A 25247-nucleotide genomic window follows, 5' to 3' on the forward strand; every position below is an offset into this window, starting at 1 on the left:
AATTCACTTAAATACAAAAAATTCACGATAAGACTTATTTTACCTATATTTCGACTTAAAATAAAGGGAAATGTTTTAAAATTCTGACATATTATATTTCTGCTATTATGGTAAAAAAGGATGCCTTTTAAACTTAAGGCATCCTAACTATTACGACATCCATTTTGGTGGTGTATCTTTCCCCCAATAAACTTCTCCTATTGAAATATGTTCTTCAAATTGATCGTCTTGTAAATGATAGTGGAATTGAAAATAATAACCGTCTTGCGGTCTTTTTAACCGATTTACATGAAACTTAGCAACATCTTCTTTTTCTTTTGCATTGTATAAATTAAAAATACGCTCACCGTATCCGGCAGAAGGCTTTTCGGCAACCATTAAGTATTGGCTTTCCTCTTCACCAATTTTTTCATACAATCCATCTAATACCATTTCAAGATTCGGTAAGACTACTTGATTTACATCATTATTCACTTTTGCCGAAATTTTTGTGCCTAATTTTGCTTGCACTTGCTCTTTAGCAAGATTGTTTAATTCTTGCAGATAAAGTTGACTAGAGTCTTCAAGAACGAGGTTTTTTTCTGTTATTGAATCTTCTATTTCAGCTTTTGGCCGGTCTTCACTTGGCTCTATGTCCTTTTTACCTACACCTACATCAGCGTCAATATAGATCGGCGGAACATATAAACCAAGTGTTAAGATTGTCACTAATAAAACGGTTAATTTTTTCATCCACATTTTCATCTCGATCGAACTCCCTCACATCGACTTACTAAAATTTTATCACGTTTTACTAATTTGTCCATACATGTAAAGGGCTTTTTCATTTTTTACATAAATTTTACTTATGTCTGTGCTAAACTTTGTCGTGGAATTTCTGGCTCTTCGGCACCAATCACTTCACTGTTAAGAGATTTACTTAATGTTACGACCGAATCACCTAGTTCATGTAACCGCTGTTTAATACCTTCATCGGCAAGCTGTTTATTCTTAAAATGATCGTTGTGTGCATATACATTACCAGGCAATGTATATGCTTTAAAATAACCGGCTAACGGTTTTAATTGATGTTCAATTGCCAAAAAATGATGATACGTCCCACCAGTTGCGATAAATGCCAGCACCTTCCCTCGCAACGCTGTGTTGGGAATAAGGTCAAATACATTTTTTAATGCACCTGGGATAGATCCTCGATAAATGGGAGTACCTACTATTAGCGCATCTGCTTCAACTATGTCATTAATTATTTTTTTCGAATCACCCTCGTATTCAGAGGGATCGCGACCATCACAAAAATCTAGCTGGTATTCCTTCAAATTTATCAAATTCACTTCTACATGATCATGATGACAACGAATATGGTCAACAGCTTCTTTCACTGTCAGTAACGTTTTAGACAACGGTGTCAAGCTCCCTGCAATGGCAGCTATTTTCATGAAAAGACACCAGCTTCCTTCAATTCTTTTTCTTTTTGTTTCACTAAAGGAATCACTTCTTCACCAAAACGTCTTAGATCTTCTTCATAGTGGAAGTGTCCTGTCAACACCAAGTCGACACCGATTTTCTTTAGTTCAATAATCCGATCCGACACTTGTTCTGGTGTACCGATCAGACCCGTTTTAAAACCATCATTATATTGGACAAGATCTTCTTTTGTTGAATTGGCCCACATACCTTCTTTTTGTTTCGTCGATTGTCCTGCTTCTTTTACTGCTTGTCGGAAGCCTTCCACTGCATCGTCATCTTTATGTGAAATGATATCACGTAATAATTGGACAGCTTCTTCTTCTGTATCTCGTACAATGGCAAAACCGTTCACAGCGAATTTTACTTCTCTTCCTTCTTTTTCCGCTAACTCTTTTACTATGTTAATTTGCTTTTCAAAACCTTCTAATGTATTCCCATTCATGAAATAGAAATCAGATACGCGGGATGCCATTTCTTTAGCTGCTTGTGAATTCCCGCCTTGGAAGATTGGAACATTAGCTTCTGGCTTTGGCTTCATCGGTGCATCATGAATGGAGTAATAATCCCCACTAAAGTTTGCCGGTTCTTCAGTAAACATAGCACGTAATACACGTATAAATTCTTCCGAACGCTCATAACGCTTATCATGATCGATCCACTCTTCACCATAGGCAGTAAATTCATCCTTCAGCCATCCACTTACAACATTTACAGCAGCACGTCCTTTTGTTACATGATCCAGTGTGGACAACATCTTAGCGTAAACTGCAGGGTGCCAAAGTCCAGGTAACACGGCAGCAATTAATTTTAAATTCTTCGTTACAGCTCCTAAAGCGGTCGCTAATGTTATTGCTTCTAGTTGTTTGTCCGCTCCATAACTAGCAAAAAAACGCGTTTGTAACAACGCATAATCAAATCCAACTTCTTCAGCAATTTGTGCATAACGTTTGTTCGCTTCAAAGCTCCAATCTGTTTTTTGTGGTAACTTTGATACTACTAAACCTCCACTAACGTTTGGTACCCAATAGGCAAATAATAAATCACTCATCTTTGCATGCTCCTCACTTTTTTTATTTTTTAAATACTTAACTACATTAAAAAAATCCTTCTCTTAAAGATAGAGAAGGATTCTACTATTGATTGCATCACGTGAATCTTAAAAACAATCGGCGTCGAATCTTCTCATCTTTGAATCAAAATTTGATCCTCTGAAATTGGCACCGGGCACATCTGTGCTGGTTGCCGAGGCTTCTTAGGGTCAGTCCCTCCACCTCTCTGGATAAGAAAATCTTGCGGTTTATTAAATTGTAAGTGAATTACTTGAATTTGTTACAACATCATATCATACAACTTCAAAAACGACAAGTAATTTTTTAAATTTTTCGACAATAGTATAATTCAGCACTTTTCACACCAAAATAAAGATAGCTTATGCTCAAATAAGGTGGGACAAACAATGGATCAAGAACATATCGATAAGTGGAAAGAACTTGAACATGATTTCGATCATGCAATACCAGAAGAGGTACTTCCAGATATAGCTTATTACCGAACTTTTATTGTTAATGTCGTCATGATCGGTGCACCTAATGAAGATTGGGTTTTAATAGATACTGGCACTCGAAAATATCATGATAGGATTCTTCATGCTTGTGAACATCGTTATGGCACCAAACCACCACAAGCAATTTTATTAACACACGGGCACTTTGACCATATTGGTGCTGCGAAGAAATTGGCTGAATACTGGCAGGTACCGATTTATATCCATGAAAATGAGATTGACTATGTCACAGGAAAACAAGAATATCCTCCAGGTGATCCAACCGTTGGCGGGGGAATGATCTCTTTATTATCGACGATCTTTCCGACTAAACCAGAACACTTAGAAGGACTTGTTTCTTCCTTGCCTACCGATGGCTCTATTCCTTTTCTAAAAGATTGGAAATACATTGAAACATTTGGACATACACCCGGACATATCAGTTTGTTTCGTGAGAAGGATAAATTATTAATTGCAGGTGATGCAATTTCAACAGATAAACCAGAGTCATCATGGGCTGTGTTTTTCCCTATTCAGCATGTTTACGGTCCACCTGCCTATTTTACACAAGATTGGCATGGGGCAGAGGAATCTGTTAAAAAATTGGCTGATTTAGATCCTGATATCATCATCGCTGGGCACGGTCTGCCAATGGAAGGCGAGACAATGAAAAAAGAACTGAGAAAACTAGCGGATAACTTTATCGAACAAGCTATTCCTAAACATAAGCGCCACTGATAGGTAATTATCTCATAAAGTCACTCGGTTTATATCGGGTGGCTTTATTGGATTTGTTGTTTAACTTAGTTTATTCAACAAATCTTCGTTCTCCTTGTTGGTTTTGTCGATTATCCTCGTTTATTCAACAAACCTTTGCTTACCCTTCTTAGATTTGTCGTTTATCTCGATTTATTCAACAAATCTTCGCTCTCCCTTTTTGGATTTTTCGTTTATCCTCGTTTATTCAACAAATCCTTGCTCTCTCTTTTTGGATTTGTCGTTTATCCTCGTTTATTCAACAAATCTTTGCTTACCCTTCTTAGATTTGTCGTTTATCTCGATTTATTCAACAAATCTTCGCTCTTCCTTTTTGGATTTGTCGTTTATTGACTCTGCACTAAGTTCTTAAAAAAAAGAGATTAGCCACTAAAACTAATCTCCTTCTTCCTCGTCGTATGGTTTCCTGTTTTTAATAAAAAAGGATAAAAATAACCCTATTAAGGTGATAATCGAAAGTACTAAAAAAGCTGTATTTGCGCCTGTTATCCCTGGATACGGTTTACCACTTTGTTCGGCAATTGACTCTGCCTGTGTTAGTACCGTTACGATGATTGCAGTTCCGACAGAGGCGGATACGTTACGCAATGTGTTATCCATTGCTGCACCGTGCGCAATAAGTTTTTTCGGCAATTGATTTAAACCAGCAGTCGCTGCCGGCATCATTACCATCGAAATACCTAACATTCTGATCGCAAATACGATCGTCAAATAAGTAATGGATGTTTTATCATCTAAAATCGAAAACAAGAAGGAGCCAATTGTCATCAACGAGAAGCCTACAATTGCGAGCCATCTTGCACCAATTTTATCAAATATACGTCCTGTTATCGGAGACATAAAACCGGTGATTATCGCCCCTGGTAAAATAACTAGCCCCGATTGGACAGCCGAGAACTCCCTTGATTCCTGCATATACAATGGAACGAGAGTTTCTACCGCGATCAAGCCCATAAAAGCAATCATACCAAGTGTTACCGTTAATGGGAAAATCGAATAAGTAAAGACACGAAATTCTAACATTGGGTGTTCCAATTTCAACTGTCTTAAAATAAACCAAACAAGTGAAATAACTCCTACAATTAGTACAACAATAGTTATCGGAGAACCCCAGCCATTATTCCCTGCACTTGTAAAACCATATAGTAAGCCACCAAAACCAAAAGATGATAAGATAATCGATGGAATGTCCAGCTTCGGTTTAGATATCTCGGTTACATTTTTCATAACAAAATAAGCGATGACGATATCAATAAGGGCAATAGGCAAAATAATATAGAATAAAACACGCCATGAAAACTGGTCAGTAATCCACCCAGATAATGATGGACCAATTGCCGGAGCAAAAGAAATAACCAAACCTACTAATCCCATAATGGATCCTCGTTTATTAACAGGGAATATCATGAGAAATACGGTTTGCATCAATGGTAGCATAACTCCAGCACCAGCTGACTGAATGACACGTCCAGCTAATAACATGGCAAAATTAGGAGCTAACGCTGCAACTAATGTTCCAAAGGCAAATACGCTCATAGCTGTAATAAATAATTGCCTTGTTGTAAACCGATCTATTAAAAAGGCACTGATTGGAATCATAATACCATTAACTAGCATAAAAATGGTCGTTAACCATTGTGCCGAGTTAGCAGTAATCCCCATTTCATTCATAATTGGAGGAATTGCTGTAATCATTAACGTTTGATTAAGTATAGCGATAAAAGCACCAGCTAATAACAAAGCAACGATAGTTCCTCGCTTTTGAACGGATGTAGTCACTCTCTCACTCCTTTATTCACAGAATATTTCTAGTCACGAAGGATATTGTATTCCCTTTTACAAAAAAAAGCAAAAAATAGAAACTGAAAAACAGCCTCTATTTTAACCATCCTTTTTCATTCACTTTAGCAATCGCTTCAATACGATTATTTACCTCTAATTTATCTAGAATAACCGATATATAATTTCGTACAGTACCATTTGATAAAAATAGTTCTTTCGCAATATTTTTTGTCGTTTTTCCTTCCGCTAATAATTTCATCACTTCGATTTCTCTTCTCGTAAGAGGGTTTTCTTCTGAAAAGGCTATATCAATTAATTCCGGAGAATAAACCCGTTTCCCTCTCATGATCTGACGAATCGATTGTGCTAAATCCTCACTAGGACTATCCTTTAACAGATAACCACTGATACCGGCATTTTTGGCCCTTTCAAAATATCCCGGTCTTGCAAAAGTCGTAAGAATAATTACTTTACAAGAGTGATTGCGCAACTGTTCCGCTGCATCCAGTCCTGTCATCACCGGCATTTCAATATCCATTAGGCAAATGTCTGGCATTTCTTTTTTTACTAATTCCAATACTTCTTCGCCATTATTTGCTTTTCCGACTACTTCCATATCTTCCTCTAAATCTAATAAAGCCCCAAGTGCACCTAATAATAACTGTTGATCTTCAGCAAGCACAATTCGGATCACAGCTCTTCCTCCTCTTCGATCTGCCTCAAAACCTTTGGAACAGATATATACACTTCAAAACCATTGCTTTTCCTCTTAATATCAAGCGTTCCATTGACAAATTCCAGTCGCTCTTTCATGCCTTTTAAGCCATTTCCATAACTCTCGTTATCCTTCTTACCGATACCATTATCGATCACGGCTAGCCGTATTGCTTGTTGCGTTTCTGTAATATAAATGAAGCAGGAAATAGCTTGACTATGCTTCACTACATTGGTTACTGCCTCTTTTAAACACATGCTTAATACATTTTCTAAAAAAAGCGGGAGATGGTCGCAATCTGCATCGAATGTAATTTCTCTCTCTATCCCTGCCGCATCCAGTAACTGCTTGGCATGTTCCACTTCTTCTGCTAATCTGATACTTCTCATATCTGAAACCATTTCACGAACTTCTTTCAATGCTTGGCGAGCCGTATCCTGTACATCTTGTAACTCTTTCTTCACTACTTCAGGATCTTTCTCCACAAGTTTTGCGGATAATTCACTTTTTAAGCCTATCATTGATAGTTTTTGACCTAGTGTATCATGTAAATCTCTGGCAATACGATGTCGCTCTTCAATAATTGCTAATTGGGCAATTTTTCGATTCGCATCCTCCAGTTGTTCTTCTAGTACTTCTTGTTTAAATCGATTATAGCGATTTATCGGAATTAATATAACCCCTAAAATCGTCATAATTAAAAAAGGTGTCTGGGTTAAAAACAAGGAATAATTTAATAAAACTCCTGCTGTAATTGCGCTCACAGTGGTAACGAGATGGATAACATACATCGTAATAAAACCAGCTTTACTTCGAATGTTCCCTATATAAAAGGCGGTGAACAATGCAAAATAAACATATCCAAACAAAATTGTCATCATAATATGAACCACAAATTCGATGCTTAATCCTATGTATACCAATGGACCATGCGAATTAAACGTCATCCAATACAAACCAAAAAACAACATTGTCGCCACTATTCCAGCGGCAATCTCCCATAAGGAAGTGGAACGAAAAATAAAATAAAATGGTAACACACAAAAAATAATCCATATATACAAACTCAACCCTGTATTTCGGGGGAAAATATCATACCAATGCCTCATTACAACCACCTCATTAAGAAAAACCTAGTGACTAGACCAATCCATATTCGAAAAACTACTGCGAACTAGAGAAAATTTATCTAGGTGCTAACATTTATTGACCGGACATTTAGTGCGTTATTTGAATGAAAATCACTTGTTTTTTCATGTTAGCGGACATTGAATCCCTTATTTGGTTCATCTCGGCTTCAATTAGCACTATTTTCGATGAATAGCGGAATAGATGTCTGCGACCACCCTAAAAACGGCACTTTTGTCACAAATAGCGGAACAAATGTCCGCGCTCAGCCCAGATTCACTTGGGAGTCCAAGTTATTTCGCAGTTTATGTCGCCTAGTTCATCTAGACGTATCCTTTTATACTTTACTTTCCAAAAAAATAACCCCTATCTACATTGTACCAAAAAGTAATGGGACAGGGGATAGGGGTCGTCCCAAATTAGGAACGAATCGTTTGAGAACCTTTCGTCGAAGGTATCGATATATTTGATTTCTTCTTATTCTTACTACGCATTTTCATTTCCTTAAAACTAATGAAAGTCTTCTGCTCTTCATCATATAATCGGAATCGAATCGATTCTAAGCTTGTCTTTAGTGTTATAGTAGTTGCCTTCTGTAAAGGTGGTGTTTGCTGGTGTGCCTGCTCTAAATGATAGTTCGGTACTCTTGGTGCTAAATGATGAACATGGTGATAACCAATATTTCCCGTCATCCATTCCAGCCATTTTGGTAACTTATAATAGGAGCTTCCGTCCACTGCAGCCTTCACATAATCCCAATCCGATTCATTCTCAAAGTAAGAATCCTCAAATTGATGCTGAACATAAAACAACCAAATACCAAGAGCGCCTGCAACATATGCAATTGGGAGTTGGACAAGTAAGATCGCCTGCCATCCTAATGTCAATACAATAACCGTATAAATCGTTACCAGCATAAAGTTGATCAAATAGGTGTTCCATCGCTCTTTCTTACGAGCATCTTTGCGATTAAAACGATTGTCATATAAGAATAACGAAAATGGACCTAAACCGAACATAACAAAAGGATTACGGTAAAGACGATATTGTAATCTTTCCCACTTACTAGCCTGTTCATATTCGTTAACTGTCATAATCCAAATGTCGCCTGTTCCACGTTGATCTAAATTACCACTTGTAGCATGATGAATCGAATGCTCTCTTTTCCATTTTTCAAAAGCAAAATGTGTGAGAACACCTGTGATAGTTCCGAGCACACGATTCCATTTCTTGTTTTTGAAAAATGATTGGTGGGCGCAATCATGAAAAATAATGAATGTTCGCACCATAAATCCTGCAGCTACAATGGAGAAAGCAAGACTTAAGAAAATCGAGACTGACAAGCTCTGATATGCCAAAAACCACAATATAAAGAATGGTGGAATTGTGTTTAATAATTGAATCATGCTTGTTTTAGTCTTCGACGTTGCATACGGCATTACATCTTTTCTTAATTTAGCTTGTTTTTGTTTACTCATCATAATCCCTACTTTCGAAGCTTTCTATATATGAAAGTTTACTCCAATTTCGGTATTTTTATAAGACACAGTTGTCAGGATTTCAAGATGACATTTGTCATATTTAGAGTAACATTTTTCCATTACAGAAAATATAACAGGCTTTACCTAAGTCTTTTGCGTATAAGTAGTCATTTATGCGCAACTAAAAAGTTATGATCTCCAATCCGTATTAAACCCTGTTTCACTTGTTATGGAAACAGGGCTTATATCTTTCAGACCGCTATATCGTTATATTCGCTGACCTTTTTGTAAAATCAACATCTTGGTAATATGTATTTTTCACCAAGATATTCGGTCCTAAGCATTTAACAGCTGGGCAATGACAATTCAATGATTTCGCTGTTTTGGATTCCATCCAACGTTCATAGGAAGTTTGTAATGGGGTGTTCTGAATATTGCCAAGTGATGGCTCTTCATCATCACCAAAGTCCGTCACTATCACTTCTCCTGAAAAGATGTTTACGTTTAAACGAGATCTTCCATCCGGATCATTACGTACAGTTACATTTTTCTCTTGGTATAACCTTTTTAACAAAGCTAGTTCTTTTTCACTTTTGTTACATGGATAAAACGGCAATGTTCCAAATAACATCCACATCGATTCATCACGGTGATTCAATAGGCGTTCAATGCCTTCCTGCATTTCTGCTAGATGGAGCGTCTCCATATTACTGGCGAAATCAACTGGATACATGGGATGAATCTCATGACGTACACATCCCATCTCCACCACGTGATCATGAATTGACTCTAAATAAGGAAATGTTCGTTTGTTCAGCATGGTCTCCGCTGATACCATCACACCTTTTGCAGCCAGTCGCTGTGAATTTTCGACCATTCGATCAAAATACTTTTTACGATTTTCCTCACTTGGTTTTCGCTCCATATTCGCAAAACCTGTCTCTGCGAATTCTTCCGGTGTTCCCCAATTATGTGAGATATGTAATACGTCTAAATACGGAATGATTGCTTCATAGCGGGAGTACGGAAGTGTTAAATTTGAATTAATCTGTGTTCGAACTCCTCGTTCATGTGCATAACGAAGTAACGGCACCACATATTCTCGCACCGACTTCTTAGACATCATCGGTTCTCCACCAGTAATACTTAATGTTCGCAAATGTGGTATTTCATCTAATCGTTGCTTTAACAAAGAAAAAGGCAATGCATCTGGATCCTTATCTCGCAACGTATATCCCACTGCACAGTGCGCACAGCGCATATTACATAAATGAGTGGTAGTAAATTCTATATTCGTTAACGTCATTTCACCATATTGTTCAACATCCATGTACGCTTCCCACGGATCATGTGCTGGTGTAATAGGACGCTTTGCTTCATTCACAAACGTCATTTTATTAAACTTCCTTTCTACAGACCTTCATCACAATTGTAACAAATAAATGGATTTTTTTCTTCATGAAATCGACAAAAGAGACAAGAGCAGGAGTAATCCGAAAAGGATGTTTGATTTATATTTCATAAGTGTATGTTGGAAGTAAGGAGGGATCGTAATGTCGCAGGTTTTAGTAGTCGCTGCCATTATTTTCATCATAGCCAATTTGCTATATTTTTTCCGAAATAAAAACTATCAGAAAAGTTATTTCAGTACAGCTCTTTTCAAAAAGTTATTTTTTGTCATGTTTGGTGTTACGGTTGGCTTCGCTCTACTATATTATGCTTTGTCTTTCCAGGAAACAGTAGTTGTGCAGGAATTATCGGACAACACTCCTATTGAGCACAGCTTTAGCAATCTATTATATTTTAGTGGTGTTACTATCCTTGCTGTCGGTTATGGAGATATGATCCCCGTTAATTCTGCACGATTCTTTGCTTTAATTCAAGCAGCGATTGGCGTCCTGTTACCTGCAGCTTATTTTTTGAAGGCGCTAGATCGATCAAAAAGATAAAGCGAGACTATGATCATCAGGGGTTTTGACCCCCACTGATCATTAGTGAAACTTATCAGGGTGTTAGCGTCTATTTTCCCACACTTAGCTTTCTTGTGTTACTTGAAGCTTGAAGTGGGGGCTTACAGACGGTTAGCACCGTGATAGATAAGTTTAAAAAACCTTCGCGATATCGACCTGCCATAAGTCATCCTCACTTGATTCTTCTCCTCCCATTGTTCCATAAACTAAGTGTTGCCGATTATTTTTACATAACATCGCAGGATTAAGCGTATGAAAAGTCCGTTTTTTAGGTTCTAATCGATTCATCTTCATTCAGCGAAAAACTACTCCCGTTTCCGGAGGGATCACTGCAGCACCATATTCATGATAAATACTTTGAATCATCGATACAGCATTTCACCACCTTTCTACAAAACCAAACCAAACTGTATCTCCTTGGCTAAATATCCACGCTCTGGAATAATGTCATAACCTAACTGATAACAATATTTTCTTTTAGCTATTTGACCCGTACGTCCGCTGCCATTTAACCCTTTCAGTTCCTGTTTCTCCGCATTATAAAATTACCAAAAGTTGTCCTCCACCCGAACCGTTCATATGTGGATAGACAACACCTAGTGTAGCAGTAACCAAAATAACAGCATGAATGGCGTTACCACCTTTTTGCAATATTTTCATACCAGCTTGGGAAGCTAAGTAATGGTGGGAGATTACTACGGTTTTGGAGCCATAATCGTTGGTCGATATGCCTTCACACCATCACCTCTGTTAACTTAAGAAATTTAAAATTCATTAATTATTCCCTTTGTTAATTGGATAATATATAATAATTAACAATCGCAAAATCCATATGTTAAAATAACAAAAACTATTCCATTCTTATAGAAAGGGAGTCAGAGCTTCCATGAAACACTTTCAGATTTTTTGGGCGTTTTTTAAGGTTGGGGTGTTAGGCTATGGTGGTGGTCCTTCTTCGATTCCACTTGTTCATAAAGAAGTTGTCGATCATTATAAATGGTTGGATGAAAATGAATTTTCCGACATTCTGGCAATTGGTAATACGCTTCCAGGACCGATTGCAACTAAAATGGCTGGTTACATCGGATATCGTGTCGCTGGGTGGTTAGGTGTAATCAATGCCGTTTTATCAACGATAATTCCTTCCATTACAGTTATGATTATTTTACTTGTTTCATTAAGTACCTTTAGTGAATTACCATGGGTTATTGGTATGACTCATGCCATAGTACCTGTCGTAGGTGTCATGCTTGCCATTCTGACTTGGGATTTTATTAAAAAAGGAACAAAAGACTTAGGCTGGAAGGTTAATTTGATCCTAATTGTCGGAAGTACTTTGTTGTTGCAATTACTTAATATTCATCCGGCCATTATCATACTTGTTTTATTAATCGTTGCATTTGCGACAACACCAAAACAAGAAGGAGAGGGATAGATAACAATGATTTATTGGGAAATTTTTATCGCATTCTTTATCCCTGGTATTGTCGGTTATGGAGGCGGGCCAGCGAGTATTCCTTTAGTGCAGAATGAAGTAGTCAACCGTTATGAATGGTTAAGTCTTTCTGAATTTGGGGAAGTACTTGCCATCGGCAATGCTCTTCCAGGTCCAATAGCAACGAAGATGGCTGGCTATATCGGGTATGAACAAGCAGGTTTACTAGGTGCAGGTGTTGGTATTTTTGCAACTGTAGCACCTTCCCTGATTTTAATGATTATCTTACTAAGTATCTTATATAAATATAAAAATTCATCTAAGGTAAAAAGAATGACGATGTTTATCAGACCAACGATTGCGGTTCTTCTAGGAATTTTAACGTTTCAATTCTTCTTTCAATCGTATGAGAATGAAGGAACATGGCAAACCATATTATTAGTCGGAATTAGTTGGCTGTTTTTGGTGAAATTAAAAGTTCACCCTGCATTTGTCATTATAGGTGCATTAGCGTACGGCGCGGTTTTCTTAGCGTGACAGATTATAGCGCCTTGTAAATGGGCGCTTTCTTATAGTTTCAAGCCTTTTCTACTCTTAAACCGGCGTAATAAAATATGACTTTCCACTCTGGTAATGCCTTCTAAGCTATATAGTTCTTTATTGATAAACGACTCCAACTTTTTGAAATCCTCCACCAAGACATGCATATGTAACGTACTCGGACCTGTCATTTGATAGCAGCTGGCCACACTCGGATTATCCGCCAGACTTTGGGCTACCTGTACTAACGAAGATGGCTCACAGTCTACTTCAAAAAAAGCAGACACTTGTTTACCTACTTTTTCAGCATTAATCACGGCACTAAACCCTTCAATAACCCCTTCCTCAATTAATTGATTCACACGTTCACGTACGGCCACTCTTGATAGACCTAATTCCTTACCAATATCAACATAGGACATACGTCCATTTTGTGCTAATAATTCTAATATTTTATTATCTTTCTCGTCGATTTTCAATTCAAGCATCCTTTCGAACAACTATTTACGTATAGCATGCTATTCACTTAACAAAATGTCAAGAAAAGGTGCCATTTCCTTTCGAAACGAAAAAAAGATATACTTTATGCATACCTTTCCCAGCCTTCAGTAAATTAGTGAAGGCTCACAATCGCTATTTCTTTTCTGTCCCTTTCATTAAAATGGCCTTTACGTTTTTACAAATGAAAAACATCAGGGAACATATTTCCTAATTTACTGAAACTTTTTTCCTGCTACTAACGTCTAACATTTGAAACAAAAACCTTGAAAGGAATGGTTTTATGCAAATGTTAGCAAAAGTTTTACTAACATCATGTGTCCTCATTATTGGATTTTTTCTTTATTCTTCAGATGTGGAGGCTTCAGAGCACGATAAGCCTCAAATAAAAAAAGATATCATCAGTGTCCAATCAACAAATTATATTAAAGATGGGAATGCCTCGATTCGCAGAGTGGATTCACAAACAGTCGGAAGCAGTTGTAGTACTTCTAGCTATTCATCCGTGCAACAAATTTCTTGTACCATTTACTTACAAGTCAAAAATAAATCAACCGGTCAGTGGGTGAATACTGGTAATAGTAGGAGATTTGCTAATAGTTACAGTTCATATGTTAGTGGTAGCGTCAACTTTCGAATTCAAAGGGGGTATGAATATCGTATTCGCACCTATCACACAGCCACAAGATATGATAACACTGAATACCTCTATGCCACCACAGGAAGTCTAAGGTATTAATTTAGGTACCTGTAAGAACCAGGATCTTATTGCTAAATCTTCGCAAACTAAAAAGAGTTTCGCATCTGGCAAAAGATGCGAAACCCTTTTATTTCTCTATCGATTCAGCAATTTTTATAAGGTTTTCTTCTTTTTCTTTACCTTCCAGTAACCAATCCATCTGTGGTGTGCTCCAGATAATTTGTATCATACCATCCTTAAATTCTAACAAACTTGCTTCTCCACTATCTAAAGCAACTGTTTTGACCACTGTATCTTCATTATCAACTACTTTAGCGTCAGCAAAATCATTCGGTTGATAAGTTTGATGTAATGTCAATATATTGTTCGTGTCATTTACATAATTAAGTTGACTTTCCTTAGCTGAGGAATTTTCATAGAATACAGTTACTGTTTCTAATCGGTAATTATCTGGTAAGTAAGTTGGTTTAGCAATATAAAATTCTGTTTCTGCTTGTGCCTCTTCGTACGTCATTTCCTTGCTATCCACTTGAACTTCTTCTGTTTTTATAGTATTAAAGTCAGGCAGAGAATCTGTTGACGGTTCACTTTCTCCCGTTGTCGTTTGGTTAATTTGCGTCGTATCACCATCAGTTGTGACAAACATTTTCACAAACCAATCAAATGCTTGAATTTGATCAGATTGAGCAAAAGCAGAACCAATCACTATAACAGCTAACATGGCTGCTACCAACAAGCTCTTCTTCGGCTTTTTTTTCTGATCTTGGTTCTCCTTGGATACTTCTCTTATTATTTTCTCCCAGTTCTCTTCTTTTGAATGTGGAGCAGCTTCTACTTTGTGATAATCCTCTTTAAACAAATCCTTCCACATATGTTCTTCACTCAATATCATTCACCACCAATCCATTGTCGCTTCGGATCATGTTGCACCTTTTCCTTGATCTTATTCCGCGCACGATGAAGTCTAGTCTTTACGGTAGACTCCTTTATTTTTAACAAGTGAGCAATTTCCTTTATTGAAAGGTCATGGATATACCGTAACAGTATTACTTCCCGATATTCTGCATTTATTTCATAAATCGATTCCAGCAAATCCTCTTTCACTAAATTAGCCTCTACAATATGTAAGGTGTCAAAGCCTTTTTCATTTATATTTTTTTCTTGTATTGCAATGTCCTCTGTTAACACCTCACGTGCACCTTTTCGCTTTCTTAAGATGTCAATGGCAGTTCTTGTTGCAATGGTAGAAAGCCATGCCCCCATCCGTTCTTTATCTTCCAACCGATGCATATGTTGATATGCTTTCACAAATGTTTCTTGCAAAGCATCTTGAGCCAAATGACTATCTTTCGTGATGAAAAAGACATCTCGGTATACTCTCGAATAAAACATGTCATATACTAGACGGAATTCTTCTTGTGAAGGTTCCGATTTTTTAAATATTTTTTTCAACATCCTATTTACACCTTCTTCCATCATACAAATTATAACATTTTTCCAAAAAGTATAAATAGATTTTATAAATATATTTAAATCTCATTTTTTTTGTAACTTTTTTTATGTTGCTGCGTGATATAGTTGAAAGGAAAGGGGGAGCAAATGGGATCAATAGATAAGATTTACCAAAAATATTTTCGAGATATTTATCGCTTCCTTCTTTCTCTTTGTCATGATCACTATACAGCGGAGGACATTGTCCAGGAAACATTTCTACGGGCTTACTTATATTTAGAGTTTTATGATAATGAAAATGTAAAAACATGGTTATTCACCGTTGCATATCGTTCTTTTATCGATCATTATCGTAAACAGAAGAAAGCCGTTACCAAAGAAGGTTCCTTCTTTCATAGGATAAAGGATCCAAGATCGCCCCTTCACGAACAATTACTAATAAATGAAGAGACAAAACAAATTCTAATATGGATCAAAGAGTTGCCCAAGAAACAACAACACGCGATTATTCTTCACGATATCCATGGATTACCTTACAAGGAAGCCGCAAAAGTAATGAATGTAAAACTTAGTCATTATAAAGTCTTACTTTTCCGTGGTAGGCAAACATTAAGAGAAAGGAAGGAAAATGATGAATGATTCATTCCAAAAGAAACTAGAAGCTTATGAAAATGGCGAATTATCCGGAAAAGATTTAGAAGAATTTGAGAAAGAATTAGAGAAATTAGAAACATATCAATCTTTTTTGGAAAATGATGAAATGGATGATATGCCTTTGGATCAAAAGGAAAAACAAATAATTAAAAAAGGTAAATGGAAAGCTAGAATACAAACAACATATTTTGTCATTTTGTTATTCATTGGGTTTACCATCATAACTAGTATATTAACAAGCGTATATTATGCTTGGGGTGATCCTGATCGTGCTGAGGTTTTAAGAAATGTTGTCGATCATACCTTAACGGTTACTAACCCTTATGGATATCTTAGTCATTCCAGTTTGGATAGTGGCAACCTATATTTCAACATGGAACTTACAACCCCGAAAAAAAAGAAAATCGGAGATGAAATTATCGAAGTTGGGGAGTATAAATCCCATTTTATATTTTCATTTTTACGGATGCGCGAAGAAAATCATTTCGGTTCGATATCGCAATCTTCTCCATCTTTTGTTTTTCCTGGTGCAGGTTCTGATATGACATCAGACTGGAGAAAGCTTGAAAGACTTCCAGAGGGAACTGTTACTTCAGCATATGTATCTTTTACCGATTTATTGGATACAGAGGAAGTATATGAGCTTTTTTCAGAAAAAGAAATCGATTTGCTCTGGTTAGCAGTTGACTCAGGGGCAGAAAATGCGGATGAAAGGAACTTAGGAGTAATTTTTAATTCAATCGGCTTTCCAAGCTTTCCAATTTGGCATGATGACGACATGATCCTAGAAAGTCGTGAAGAAGAAAAAGGACTTTTTGGCAGCTCGGTCATTTCCGAAGGTTACAGTTCCCCAACGTATCGCGAAGGGGATTATGATGTACTGCATCAGCAGTTCCTCAAGACATTAACGTTTTTACAAGAACATGAGAATCTTGCCTCTAGAGTCATATTCGGAGATCTCGAACTTGAACATAAAATCAACTATTTAGAAAAAGAAGGGATTAAGCATTACGGCGTCGTTATTACCGGACCGACAAAAGAAATATTATCATTACAAGAGAATGATAATATTTCTGTTTTACAAATAGATGAGTCAAGATTATGGAATTGGATGAATAGAGGTGAGTAGTACCATGTCTGAAATCATCCGTTTCAATATTAGGCGGACATCTGATTCGTTAGTTGTATTAAAATAGCTATTTTCAAGATGTAAGTGGACATCGAGTACGTTATTTTCTTAAACTCCTAAGAAATCAACCTCTATTTTGCTAAATAGCGGAACAGATGTCCACTAACATGGCAATATCATTGTTTTCTCTTGATATAACGGAATAAATGTCTGCGTTAAGTCGATCTTTGTGCTCTTTTTACAAATCCAATCTCAAATTGCCACTTCTAAGAATCCACTAACGCAACTCCCAGGAAATTTCCTCATCGATGAACAGCTAGAACGACTACCCTTCACCGAAAAATATATTGTATTATATATCGATCTAGATCAGTTTAAAGCTTATAATGATATTTACGGATTTTCTAAAGGAGATAATGTTATCTATCAAACGGCAACCATTTTAAAAGAATGTGGTCATCATCTTTTCCTTGGACATATCGGTGGTGATGATTTTATTATTGTTTTATATGATTGGAATTTTCAATCCGTATGTGAGAAAATTATTGACCGATTTAATCAAATGATCCCTTCCATATATAACAAAGAACATTTAGAACAAGGTTACGTCATAACTAAAAACCGTGTGGGGATTCCGGAAAAAATCCCTCTATTATCTATTTCAATCGCTGTTGTAACCAATCAACACCATACATTTAAAACATCCTATGAAATTGTCGAGTTTGCAACAAAAATCAAAAAGGAATGCAAAAGTATATCCGATAGTTGTTATCTCACCAATGATTTAGTGAAATGTATGTAATGATATGATAAATTTTCATAATTAAAAGCCCTAGAAACAAAATATTTCCAGGGCTTTCTGGTTAATTACCAAAAAATGCTTCTGCCTTCTCCAAATATGGCTCTTGATCAACAGTCATTTCATATTCTTCGACAATAGCATCAACAGGACAAACTGCTACACAAGCTCCACAATCAATACAAATATCAGGATCGATATAAAACTGATCTTTCCCTTCTTCAATACAGTCTACCGGGCATACTGTTGCACATTCTCCGGCTTTTTCTGTTTCACAAGGCCCGGTTATCACAAATGCCACACTAAAAACCTCCTCATTAAAATAAGTGGAAAGACAGCAACCATCCTCCCACTTATCTAACACTAAATACTATTTACTTCACAGCTGCTTGAAATTTTTCTGCAACAACATCCCAATTAATGACATTATAGAAATTAGCAATATAATCAGGACGTCTGTTTTGGTAGTTTAAGTAATATGCGTGCTCCCAGACATCAATGCCAAGGATTGCAGTTTTTCCATCTGAAACGGGATTGTCTTGATTAGGTGTACTAGTTACTTCTAACTTACCGTCTGCATTTACGACTAACCAAGCCCAACCGGAACCAAATCTAGTAGCTGCTGCGTTGGAGAATTGCTCTTTGAATTGATCAAAGCTTCCAAATGCGTCATCAATAGCTTTCGCTAATTCTCCTTCTGGTTGATCTGCTTTAGATCCTGGAGCAATCACTTCCCAGAATAATGTATGGTTGAAGTGTCCACCACCGTTGTTTCTCACTGCAGTACGGATATTTTCCGGTACACTATCTAAGTCAGCTAGAAGTGCTTCTAGAGTTTTATCAGCTAAAGCGTCTTGCCCTTCTAATGCGGCATTTAATTTCGTAACGTATGTTTGATGATGCTTTCCGTGGTGAATTTCCATCGTTTTTTTATCAATGTGTGGTTCAAGTGCGTCAAACGCATAACCTAATTCAGGTAAAGTAAAGTTAGCCATATGTAAAACCTCCATTATATTTATTATACCTTTTAGTATAAAAAGTATAATTATATGTTATACTATAATTAACAATTATTCAACACATTTGCTTCAAAATTTCCATTTATTTCTGTATAGACCAATTATATTGTATAATGGAGATCATAAATATAGGGAAGCCAGTGCAGGAGGAATCCCATGACACAATTAACGAAAACGACTAAAGATAGAATATTAGAGTTATTAAAGAAAAAAGTCTCATTATCTGTCAATGAACTTATCAACCATTTAGATATCACGCACATGGCCATTCGCAAGCACTTAACCACACTAGAAAAAGACGGGCTTGTGTACAGTCAATATAAGAAAAAGGAAATTGGACGGCCAATCCAGGAATTCTTTTTAACGACAAAGGGAAAACGTCTGTTTCCTAATAACTATGAATCCATAAGTGTAGAGTTTCTAAAAGATATTCAGGCAATTCACGGGAAAAAATCGATTAATCAACTTTTTGAAAATAGAGAAGAGCGACTGACAAAGCAATATACCGATCTTGTCGATCAATCCTCAAATATCGAAAAAATAAGGGATGTCGTCAATATCCAAAACGAAAAAGGCTATATGGCGGAATTATCTCAACATAGTGAAGATCAATTTGAGATTATTGAATATAATTGCCCTATTTTTGCAGTGGCAAATGAATTTCATATCGCCTGCCAATGCGAAACAAGTATGTTCAAGAAAGTCTTAGCTACAGAGAGTGTAGAGAGAGTGGAATGTAAAACAGAAGGAAATAACCATTGCCGGTTTATGGTGCAATTTGATTAATGAAGAGATATGTTTGGCGGACATTTAATTCGTTATTTATATTAAAATAGCTATTTTCAGGGTGTGAGTGGACATCTATTCCGTTAACAACTTAAATTTCCACTAAATCAACCTCAAATTTGCTAAATAACGGAATAGATGTCCGCGTAAATGAAAAAGTGTCTTATGACATCCCCCATGAAAGCATTTGGTTAATTGCGACTATTTTTTTAATCGATGCTGTATATTGCCTATTGACTTCTTCCTTCCATTTTTGTACACTTTGTTTAATAAAAGCGAAAGGGTGAGCCTTGGGCCAATGAAGTTATAATCCTATTCTCTCATAAATATTTTCATAAAGATCATTATTCCAACATGGGATACGTATGTCTTTATGCAGAATATTCAGAATAGGATTCATACTCATTGACCGGCTTATGTATAAGGGATAATTCGATTATTTCCCTTATACTGATCTGCCTTTCTTACGGTATTGCCTCCTATTCTGAATATGAATAAGGAGGCTTTTTATTGTCTCCGAACAAGAATGGAGTAAAAAGCTTATGTTATTGCAAGCGAAAGATCTTATTATCTCTGTAGAAGCTAGGACGTTATTAGAAATTGATGTAATCGAAATATACGAGGGAGAGCGAATTGGTCTTGTTGGAAAAAACGGAACCGGAAAAACAACCTTATTACACACCCTGGCAAGAATATTGCCACCAGAAAAGGGAACGGTCCATCACTTTGGAACAGTAGATCTTTTACCTCAATTGAAAGCTTCTGATGATCATAAAAGTGGTGGTGAAATAACGCAAGACTATATTCAGGAAGCATTTTCCAAGCAAAGTAGTATTCTATTAGCAGATGAACCAACTACACACTTAGACACCAACCATATCGAGTGGGTAGAAAATACGTTAAAACATTGGCAGGGGTCCTATGTTATTGTGTCACATGATCGAGCATTTTTAGATGCAACCTGCAGCAAGATTTGGGAAATTGATCAAGGGAAACTAAACAAATATAAAGGTAATTACCAACAGTTCAAAGAACAAAAAGAGCAAACAGCACGCCAACATCAACAAGAATATGAAAAATATCAAACCAAAAAGCAACAATTAGAAAGGGCATTAACATTAAAATCAGAAAAAGCAGAAAGAGCTACTAAAAAGCCTAAAAAGACTAGTGCTTCCGAAGCAAAAATAACGGGGGCGAAGCCATACTTTGCAAAAAAACAAAAGAAACTCCAACAAACGGCCAAATCAATTGAAACACGATTGGAAAAGCTTGAAAAAGTAGAGAAGCCTTTTGAAGAAACCCCGATAAAAATGGACTTGCCGAATCAGGAAGCATTATCAGGAAAAGTGCTTGTACGAGTAGAGAATGTAGAGGGAAAAGTAGGCGATCAACAACTATGGAAAAAAGCGAATTTTCTTATCAAAGGTAGTGATAATCTTGCTATTATAGGAGAAAACGGCAGTGGCAAAACAACATTAATCCGTAAAATAGTTGAAGGGGAAACAGGTATCCACCTCTCTTCTGCTTGCAAAATAGCTTATTTTAAACAAGATCTGTCACTTTTGGATCCAAAACTCACCATCCTAGAAAATGTGCAAGAAGGCTCAATCCATAACGAAACATTGATCCGCACCGTACTTGCCCGACTTCATTTTTATCGTGATCAGGTTTATAAGAAAGTTGACGTACTAAGTGGTGGTGAACGGGTTAAAGTAACACTTGCAAAGTTATTCCTTAGTAATAGCAATACACTAGTCTTAGATGAACCAACCAATTTCTTAGACTTAGAAGCAATGGAAGCACTGGAAAAATTACTGATGGAATACGAAGGTACTGTCATTTTCGTTTCGCATGATCGAAGGTTTGTCGAAAAGATAGCTACAAAAATTATCTCTATCGAAGATCAACAAATTACTTACTTTGATGGAAACTACCAGCAATTTAAAAATCGGAAACAAACTCCTGCGAAGAATGACGAAGAAGAGAAATTGCTGATAATAGAGACTAAAATAACAGATGTATTAAGCAGGTTAAGTATTGAACCAACAGAAGAACTTGAAAAAGAATTTCAACAATTGCTAAAGGAAAAGAAACAGTTGGCAAAGAGCACTGACCATTAACCGGTTCAGTGCTTCTTTTCCATTTCTGAATAGATCTTAATAAAAACAAGTAGAGATAAAAATACTAAAATAGATCCGAAAAATAATGGGAAGAGGAAAGTTAACCATTGTGTCGTTACATACAAAAAGGTTAAACTAATCAGCCCCAGTGACATCGATAAAATAGGATGACTGAACATTATAACTGCTACACGTTTAAATAGTTCGCGTATTTTAATATCCATATATACAGCACCAGAGCAAACATGTAGATTATAAACAAACGCGAAAAAGCCAAGGACTATAAAAACATAAGACAAGTTGACGTTTCCTAATTTCATAACATAGAAAAAATCTATAATAAGAACTGCCCAGAAAACTGTGCTTATCATTCCTATCTTCATGCTCTTCTTATAATTTTCTCTATAAAAACTCCAAAAATCACTGAAGAGTTTTACTTCTTCATTTTTAATAAATCGATTAACAACGGAAAACAATGCGATTGTAGATGGAAAGAAAATAAAAGGTGATAACAATAAAGTTATAGTGAATAAGACCAATATAACAGCCATTTCATCTGCTAATAATAGGTTAATCAGAATAAAAATTATTGGAATATTACATACCATCCAAATGATATTAGCAAAGGTAAATTTATAAATCCACTCTGCGATCACATAAAACCTACCCATTATTCCTGAACTATACATATGCATCACCTTCCTATTTGCCAGACAAAACTTGGCAGGCTATTATTCGAACTAGTGAAATTATTACGGTTAAGACCTTCCCATCCCCATTCTTCCGCGAAATCCGTTGCTACAAAGTAGTGTTCAAGCAGCACTATTCACAGAATGAATGGAAAGAAGTGATCTCTAATGTTTGCTTTGCTTCCATTTTAATTTGAAAATACTTTTCTCCTAAGTCAGATTGTACTACTTCAGATATTCCTTTCCACTCATAATCCTTAAAGTGTACTGGTAAACATAAAAGGATATTTGTATCTCGATCCGCCTCAATTACAGCCGAAAATGCCCCTTTTTGCAGATCCCAACGAAAACTTATTGTCCCCGTACAAAAATGAAAGGTATTTATCTTCCCTACCGTCCATTCAGATGGTAATGCAGGCAGTAACTTAACCAGCTTCGGTGAAACATACATCAACATTTCCTGAATAGCGTTTACTACTCCCAAATTGGCATCCATTTGCACTGGTGCGTAGTCAATTTCCATCGTTAACCCCATATTGCGCCAGTCATTATGGACAGTATAAAGGTTATTTAATAAACAGGAACGTGCTAGATGATCGAGACAAGTACGTGCCTGACTCGCATCTTGTAGCCTCGCATAAATACTTGCCATATGAGCAAAGGACCAGCTAGTTTGGGCTCCCAGTTTTCTTTTTTGAACCGCTTTTCGAAACGACTCAAATAATCTTCCCTCTTTTTCTTTTACTAACTCCTGTCCAGGAAAAATCGGATAAATATGTGATAGATGCCTGTGTTCATGATTTTCATCAAACTCCTCACTCATCCATTCCCTGATTCCCCCGTCTTGATTTACTTGATAAGCAGGAATTCTTGCCAGCATTTCCTCCCAAACCGGCAGCTCCCGTTGATACATCGAAACTATTGAACTACCTTCTATTAAATTAGCAAGCAATTCTTTCATCACTGCAAAGTCCATTGTAGCGTTTATCGTAGTTGGCATTGGATGGGCAACAGGCTTACTACTTTCCGGCATAAAATTTGCTGGTGTATTCTCTGGTGATACCGAAGGATAATACTGATAAAATCCATCCTCCCCTATCACTAAGAAATCCCGATAAAATCTTGCTACCTCTTTCATAAACGGTAATGCCTTTTCCTTTAAATACTTTTCATCTCCGCTAAATTGATAATATTGATAAAAATGTTGTGCTAACCATCCAGCAGCTGAAGTCCAATTCATAATTACTGGTACTAATTGATTCGGTTTACCGATACCGGGTGTTGTCCCTGCAGGTATATAGATTCCATGACATCCAAATAGTTTCATTGCATTATCTCGAAAGTCATCGATTAAACTTTCATAATAATTGATTAAGGAAAGATTGTATTCCGACAAACCACCTACAGAACTATGCCAATACATCATTTGAATGTTTTCATTAGCCATCCGATGACTCCACATTAAATGGTAGTCTCCATGCCATATTCCATACATAGAGAAAGGTTGACCACTCGCTTTTGTGCCAGAAATAAATAAATAGCGCCCAAAAGACCATAATTTTTCAAAGAGCCTAATAGGGGCCTTCCCTTTATATGCTTGCAAAAGTAGTGCTTCATTAGGCCATTGCTCTTGGTCATCTGTTAATTGTAGCGTCGATGCAAAATACAATGGCTGATAAATTTGTAGGTGTTCTTCTAATAATTGCTGATAACTAGTATTGATTTTGCTTAACTCTTCCTTTATTGTTGTCCATTGTGTCGAGCTATTTGCTTTGACAAAAACTTTCACTAGTATTAATAGATTATTAGCATTAGTACATCGTAATTTTCCGTGATCTGAACGTATTTCCCCTTCTTCTGCTATTACTCTGGCAACGGCCCCGAAATCTGTGTTATCTTCGTTTGTAGCTTTATAGAATAGAAAGTTTCCTTCTGTTTGAACATCCACCGTACCCGATAGCTCATCATGCCTATCCTTCATGTTAGGCGAATGCGTTGGATGTAAGGAAAAATCTAATATTGCATCAATGGCATTTGTGTTATTCGAGCTAACTTTATAAACGATCAGATTATCAGACCGGGATACAAATAAGTCTCTAGCAAACGTCGTATCCTGTTCAGACCATGTGACTCTGACTTCCCCCGTCTCCATATTAATGCCTCTGCTATACTGGCAAAACCCCTGCTCACAGGGCATTTCCAATTCGAAGTCAACAAGTGGTAGTGGACAAGCTAACTTAGAAAAATAGCCATGTTTTTTTACTTCATTTGTTAAATGCCAATTTGCTTCTTGAAATTTTCCATCATGCATTAATGATCGTGTCTCATCTAAAGACTGACTGACATCGGGTAATTCTCCTTTTACACCCATATGCCATAATTCAGAGTGATTAATTAGTATCGTCTCTTTTTTTATCGCACCATAGACTGCTGCTCCTATTTCGCCATTTCCTGCTGGTAATGCCTCACGCCACATATTTCTCCACCACGAAGCTGGATATTGCAAGATTAGCTTGTTGCGATCGGCGACATTATCAAACAAATCATCGTCCTCCTTTGACCA

The 25247-nt window shown here is 36.7% G+C and carries 27 protein-coding genes and 1 riboswitch; of the genes, 10 read left to right on the forward strand and 17 right to left on the reverse strand.

What is annotated here, in order from left to right:
• Positions 1-150: 150 nt before the first annotated feature.
• The 3 genes from ACTWP4_RS08960 to sfnG all read right to left on the reverse strand — a co-directional run bounded on the left by ACTWP4_RS08960 (position 151) and on the right by sfnG (position 2515).
• Entirely contained in the window at positions 151-744 is a 594-nt protein-coding gene (locus tag ACTWP4_RS08960) for a YpjP family protein (RefSeq protein ID WP_443128424.1), read from the reverse strand.
• A 101-nt stretch (positions 745-845) separates the two neighbouring features.
• Entirely contained in the window at positions 846-1400 is a 555-nt protein-coding gene (locus ACTWP4_RS08965) for an NADPH-dependent FMN reductase (RefSeq protein ID WP_443128425.1), read from the reverse strand.
• A gap of 32 nt (positions 1401-1432) precedes the next feature.
• Positions 1433-2515, reverse strand: coding sequence for a dimethylsulfone monooxygenase SfnG (sfnG, locus tag ACTWP4_RS08970; protein ID WP_443128426.1), 1083 nt, complete (start codon positions 2513-2515; stop codon positions 1433-1435).
• Between the two features lie 131 nt (positions 2516-2646).
• Positions 2647-2753, reverse strand: a riboswitch (SAM riboswitch).
• 170 nt (positions 2754-2923) lie between these two features.
• Here sfnG and ACTWP4_RS08975 point away from each other — a divergent pair.
• On the forward strand, positions 2924-3748 hold the full coding sequence (locus tag ACTWP4_RS08975) for an MBL fold metallo-hydrolase (protein ID WP_443128427.1): 825 nt from the start codon (positions 2924-2926) through the stop codon (positions 3746-3748).
• A gap of 414 nt (positions 3749-4162) precedes the next feature.
• Here ACTWP4_RS08975 and ACTWP4_RS08980 read toward each other — a convergent pair whose 3' ends face one another.
• From ACTWP4_RS08980 to yfkAB, 5 genes are all read right to left on the reverse strand, one after another.
• On the reverse strand, positions 4163-5566 hold the full coding sequence (locus ACTWP4_RS08980; protein WP_443128428.1) for an MDR family MFS transporter: 1404 nt from the start codon (positions 5564-5566) through the stop codon (positions 4163-4165).
• 97 nt (positions 5567-5663) lie between these two features.
• Positions 5664-6263, reverse strand: coding sequence for a response regulator (locus tag ACTWP4_RS08985; protein ID WP_443128429.1), 600 nt, complete (start codon positions 6261-6263; stop codon positions 5664-5666).
• A complete protein-coding gene (locus tag ACTWP4_RS08990) occupies positions 6260-7393 on the reverse strand; it encodes a histidine kinase (RefSeq protein WP_443128430.1) in 1134 nt (377 codons plus the stop codon). Before ACTWP4_RS08990 ends, ACTWP4_RS08985 begins: the two co-directional genes overlap by 4 nt.
• 438 nt (positions 7394-7831) lie before the next feature.
• The gene (locus tag ACTWP4_RS08995) at positions 7832-8890 is read right to left on the reverse strand and encodes a fatty acid desaturase (RefSeq protein WP_443128431.1); all 1059 of its coding nucleotides are present in this window, start codon (positions 8888-8890) and stop codon (positions 7832-7834) included.
• Between the two features lie 262 nt (positions 8891-9152).
• Positions 9153-10286 (reverse strand): radical SAM/CxCxxxxC motif protein YfkAB, encoded by a 1134-nt coding sequence (yfkAB, locus tag ACTWP4_RS09000; protein ID WP_443128432.1) that lies wholly within the window; start codon positions 10284-10286, stop codon positions 9153-9155.
• A 160-nt stretch (positions 10287-10446) separates the two neighbouring features.
• On the opposite strand from yfkAB, the gene ACTWP4_RS09005 reads away from it, so the two are divergent.
• Positions 10447-10842 (forward strand): ion channel, encoded by a 396-nt coding sequence (locus ACTWP4_RS09005; RefSeq protein WP_443128433.1) that lies wholly within the window; start codon positions 10447-10449, stop codon positions 10840-10842.
• 153 nt (positions 10843-10995) lie between these two features.
• Here the strand turns inward: ACTWP4_RS09005 and ACTWP4_RS09010 are convergent, their stop codons facing one another.
• Together ACTWP4_RS09010 and ACTWP4_RS09015 are read right to left on the reverse strand one after the other, a co-directional pair.
• On the reverse strand, positions 10996-11157 hold the full coding sequence (locus tag ACTWP4_RS09010) for a gamma-glutamyltransferase (protein WP_443128434.1): 162 nt from the start codon (positions 11155-11157) through the stop codon (positions 10996-10998).
• Positions 11158-11400: 243 nt separating this feature from the next.
• The gene (locus ACTWP4_RS09015) at positions 11401-11523 is read right to left on the reverse strand and encodes a gamma-glutamyltransferase (RefSeq protein ID WP_443128435.1); all 123 of its coding nucleotides are present in this window, start codon (positions 11521-11523) and stop codon (positions 11401-11403) included.
• Between the two features lie 226 nt (positions 11524-11749).
• Here ACTWP4_RS09015 and ACTWP4_RS09020 point away from each other — a divergent pair, with 226 nt between their 5' ends.
• Together ACTWP4_RS09020 and ACTWP4_RS09025 are read left to right on the forward strand one after the other, a co-directional pair.
• On the forward strand, positions 11750-12298 hold the full coding sequence (locus ACTWP4_RS09020; RefSeq protein ID WP_443128436.1) for a chromate transporter: 549 nt from the start codon (positions 11750-11752) through the stop codon (positions 12296-12298).
• Between the two features lie 6 nt (positions 12299-12304).
• Entirely contained in the window at positions 12305-12835 is a 531-nt protein-coding gene (locus tag ACTWP4_RS09025; protein WP_443128437.1) for a chromate transporter, read from the forward strand.
• Positions 12836-12867: 32 nt separating this feature from the next.
• On the opposite strand, the gene ACTWP4_RS09030 is transcribed toward ACTWP4_RS09025, so the two are convergent.
• Positions 12868-13317, reverse strand: a complete 450-nt coding sequence (locus ACTWP4_RS09030; RefSeq protein ID WP_443128438.1) for an Lrp/AsnC family transcriptional regulator — start codon at positions 13315-13317, stop codon at positions 12868-12870.
• Positions 13318-13619: 302 nt separating this feature from the next.
• Between ACTWP4_RS09030 and ACTWP4_RS09035 the strand changes: the two genes are divergently transcribed.
• On the forward strand, positions 13620-14075 hold the full coding sequence (locus ACTWP4_RS09035; RefSeq protein ID WP_443128439.1) for a hypothetical protein: 456 nt from the start codon (positions 13620-13622) through the stop codon (positions 14073-14075).
• 88 nt (positions 14076-14163) lie between these two features.
• Here ACTWP4_RS09035 and ACTWP4_RS09040 read toward each other — a convergent pair whose 3' ends face one another.
• Positions 14164-14922 carry a DUF4367 domain-containing protein gene (locus ACTWP4_RS09040; protein WP_443128440.1) on the reverse strand — a complete coding sequence of 253 codons (759 nt, stop codon included), beginning with the start codon at positions 14920-14922 and terminating at the stop codon, positions 14164-14166.
• A gap of 2 nt (positions 14923-14924) precedes the next feature.
• Positions 14925-15491 carry an RNA polymerase sigma factor gene (locus tag ACTWP4_RS09045; RefSeq protein WP_443128441.1) on the reverse strand — a complete coding sequence of 189 codons (567 nt, stop codon included), beginning with the start codon at positions 15489-15491 and terminating at the stop codon, positions 14925-14927.
• 144 nt (positions 15492-15635) lie between these two features.
• On the opposite strand from ACTWP4_RS09045, the gene ACTWP4_RS09050 reads away from it, so the two are divergent.
• From ACTWP4_RS09050 to ACTWP4_RS09060, 3 genes are all read left to right on the forward strand, one after another.
• Complete coding sequence (locus ACTWP4_RS09050) at positions 15636-16127, forward strand: RNA polymerase sigma factor (protein WP_443128442.1); 492 nt, start codon at positions 15636-15638, stop codon at positions 16125-16127.
• Positions 16120-17271 (forward strand): anti-sigma factor, encoded by a 1152-nt coding sequence (locus tag ACTWP4_RS09055; RefSeq protein ID WP_443128443.1) that lies wholly within the window; start codon positions 16120-16122, stop codon positions 17269-17271. Before ACTWP4_RS09050 ends, ACTWP4_RS09055 begins: the two co-directional genes overlap by 8 nt.
• A gap of 229 nt (positions 17272-17500) precedes the next feature.
• On the forward strand, positions 17501-18073 hold the full coding sequence (locus ACTWP4_RS09060) for a GGDEF domain-containing protein (RefSeq protein ID WP_443128444.1): 573 nt from the start codon (positions 17501-17503) through the stop codon (positions 18071-18073).
• 61 nt (positions 18074-18134) lie between these two features.
• On the opposite strand, the gene ACTWP4_RS09065 is transcribed toward ACTWP4_RS09060, so the two are convergent.
• Positions 18135-18371 (reverse strand): indolepyruvate ferredoxin oxidoreductase subunit alpha, encoded by a 237-nt coding sequence (locus tag ACTWP4_RS09065; protein WP_443128445.1) that lies wholly within the window; start codon positions 18369-18371, stop codon positions 18135-18137.
• A gap of 73 nt (positions 18372-18444) precedes the next feature.
• Positions 18445-19065, reverse strand: a complete 621-nt coding sequence (locus tag ACTWP4_RS09070; protein ID WP_443128446.1) for a superoxide dismutase — start codon at positions 19063-19065, stop codon at positions 18445-18447.
• Between the two features lie 180 nt (positions 19066-19245).
• Between ACTWP4_RS09070 and ACTWP4_RS09075 the strand changes: the two genes are divergently transcribed.
• On the forward strand, positions 19246-19875 hold the full coding sequence (locus tag ACTWP4_RS09075; RefSeq protein ID WP_443128447.1) for a helix-turn-helix transcriptional regulator: 630 nt from the start codon (positions 19246-19248) through the stop codon (positions 19873-19875).
• 542 nt (positions 19876-20417) lie between these two features.
• Complete coding sequence (locus tag ACTWP4_RS09080; protein ID WP_443128448.1) at positions 20418-21995, forward strand: Vga family ABC-F type ribosomal protection protein; 1578 nt, start codon at positions 20418-20420, stop codon at positions 21993-21995.
• A 5-nt stretch (positions 21996-22000) separates the two neighbouring features.
• Here the strand turns inward: ACTWP4_RS09080 and ACTWP4_RS09085 are convergent, their stop codons facing one another.
• Positions 22001-22684 (reverse strand): YesL family protein, encoded by a 684-nt coding sequence (locus tag ACTWP4_RS09085; protein WP_443128449.1) that lies wholly within the window; start codon positions 22682-22684, stop codon positions 22001-22003.
• 133 nt (positions 22685-22817) lie between these two features.
• Positions 22818-25226, reverse strand: coding sequence for a glycosyl hydrolase family 95 catalytic domain-containing protein (locus tag ACTWP4_RS09090; protein WP_443128450.1), 2409 nt, complete (start codon positions 25224-25226; stop codon positions 22818-22820).
• Between the last annotated feature and the right edge of the window lie 21 nt (positions 25227-25247).

The sequence above is a fragment of the Gracilibacillus sp. D59 genome, assembly GCF_052246695.1.
GTDB lineage: Bacteria > Bacillota > Bacilli > Bacillales > Amphibacillaceae > Gracilibacillus.

Coding starts and splice junctions, on each gene's coding strand:
- ACTWP4_RS08995 (WP_443128431.1), bottom strand. CDS start 8,890: ATGAGTAAACAAAAACAAGCTAAATTAAGAAAAGATGTAATGCCGTAT.
- ACTWP4_RS09045 (WP_443128441.1), bottom strand. CDS start 15,491: ATGTTGAAAAAAATATTTAAAAAATCGGAACCTTCACAAGAAGAATTC.
- ACTWP4_RS09015 (WP_443128435.1), bottom strand. CDS start 11,523: ATGAAAATATTGCAAAAAGGTGGTAACGCCATTCATGCTGTTATTTTG.
- ACTWP4_RS09075 (WP_443128447.1), top strand. CDS start 19,246: ATGACACAATTAACGAAAACGACTAAAGATAGAATATTAGAGTTATTA.
- ACTWP4_RS09010 (WP_443128434.1), bottom strand. CDS start 11,157: ATGAAGATGAATCGATTAGAACCTAAAAAACGGACTTTTCATACGCTT.
- ACTWP4_RS08975 (WP_443128427.1), top strand. CDS start 2,924: ATGGATCAAGAACATATCGATAAGTGGAAAGAACTTGAACATGATTTC.
- ACTWP4_RS09055 (WP_443128443.1), top strand. CDS start 16,120: ATGAATGATTCATTCCAAAAGAAACTAGAAGCTTATGAAAATGGCGAA.
- ACTWP4_RS09080 (WP_443128448.1), top strand. CDS start 20,418: ATGTTATTGCAAGCGAAAGATCTTATTATCTCTGTAGAAGCTAGGACG.
- ACTWP4_RS09005 (WP_443128433.1), top strand. CDS start 10,447: ATGTCGCAGGTTTTAGTAGTCGCTGCCATTATTTTCATCATAGCCAAT.
- sfnG (WP_443128426.1), bottom strand. CDS start 2,515: ATGAGTGATTTATTATTTGCCTATTGGGTACCAAACGTTAGTGGAGGT.
- ACTWP4_RS09085 (WP_443128449.1), bottom strand. CDS start 22,684: ATGTATAGTTCAGGAATAATGGGTAGGTTTTATGTGATCGCAGAGTGG.
- ACTWP4_RS09050 (WP_443128442.1), top strand. CDS start 15,636: ATGGGATCAATAGATAAGATTTACCAAAAATATTTTCGAGATATTTAT.
- ACTWP4_RS09035 (WP_443128439.1), top strand. CDS start 13,620: ATGCAAATGTTAGCAAAAGTTTTACTAACATCATGTGTCCTCATTATT.
- ACTWP4_RS08960 (WP_443128424.1), bottom strand. CDS start 744: ATGAAAATGTGGATGAAAAAATTAACCGTTTTATTAGTGACAATCTTA.
- ACTWP4_RS08990 (WP_443128430.1), bottom strand. CDS start 7,393: ATGAGGCATTGGTATGATATTTTCCCCCGAAATACAGGGTTGAGTTTG.
- yfkAB (WP_443128432.1), bottom strand. CDS start 10,286: ATGACGTTTGTGAATGAAGCAAAGCGTCCTATTACACCAGCACATGAT.
- ACTWP4_RS09025 (WP_443128437.1), top strand. CDS start 12,305: ATGATTTATTGGGAAATTTTTATCGCATTCTTTATCCCTGGTATTGTC.
- ACTWP4_RS09020 (WP_443128436.1), top strand. CDS start 11,750: ATGAAACACTTTCAGATTTTTTGGGCGTTTTTTAAGGTTGGGGTGTTA.
- ACTWP4_RS09070 (WP_443128446.1), bottom strand. CDS start 19,065: ATGGCTAACTTTACTTTACCTGAATTAGGTTATGCGTTTGACGCACTT.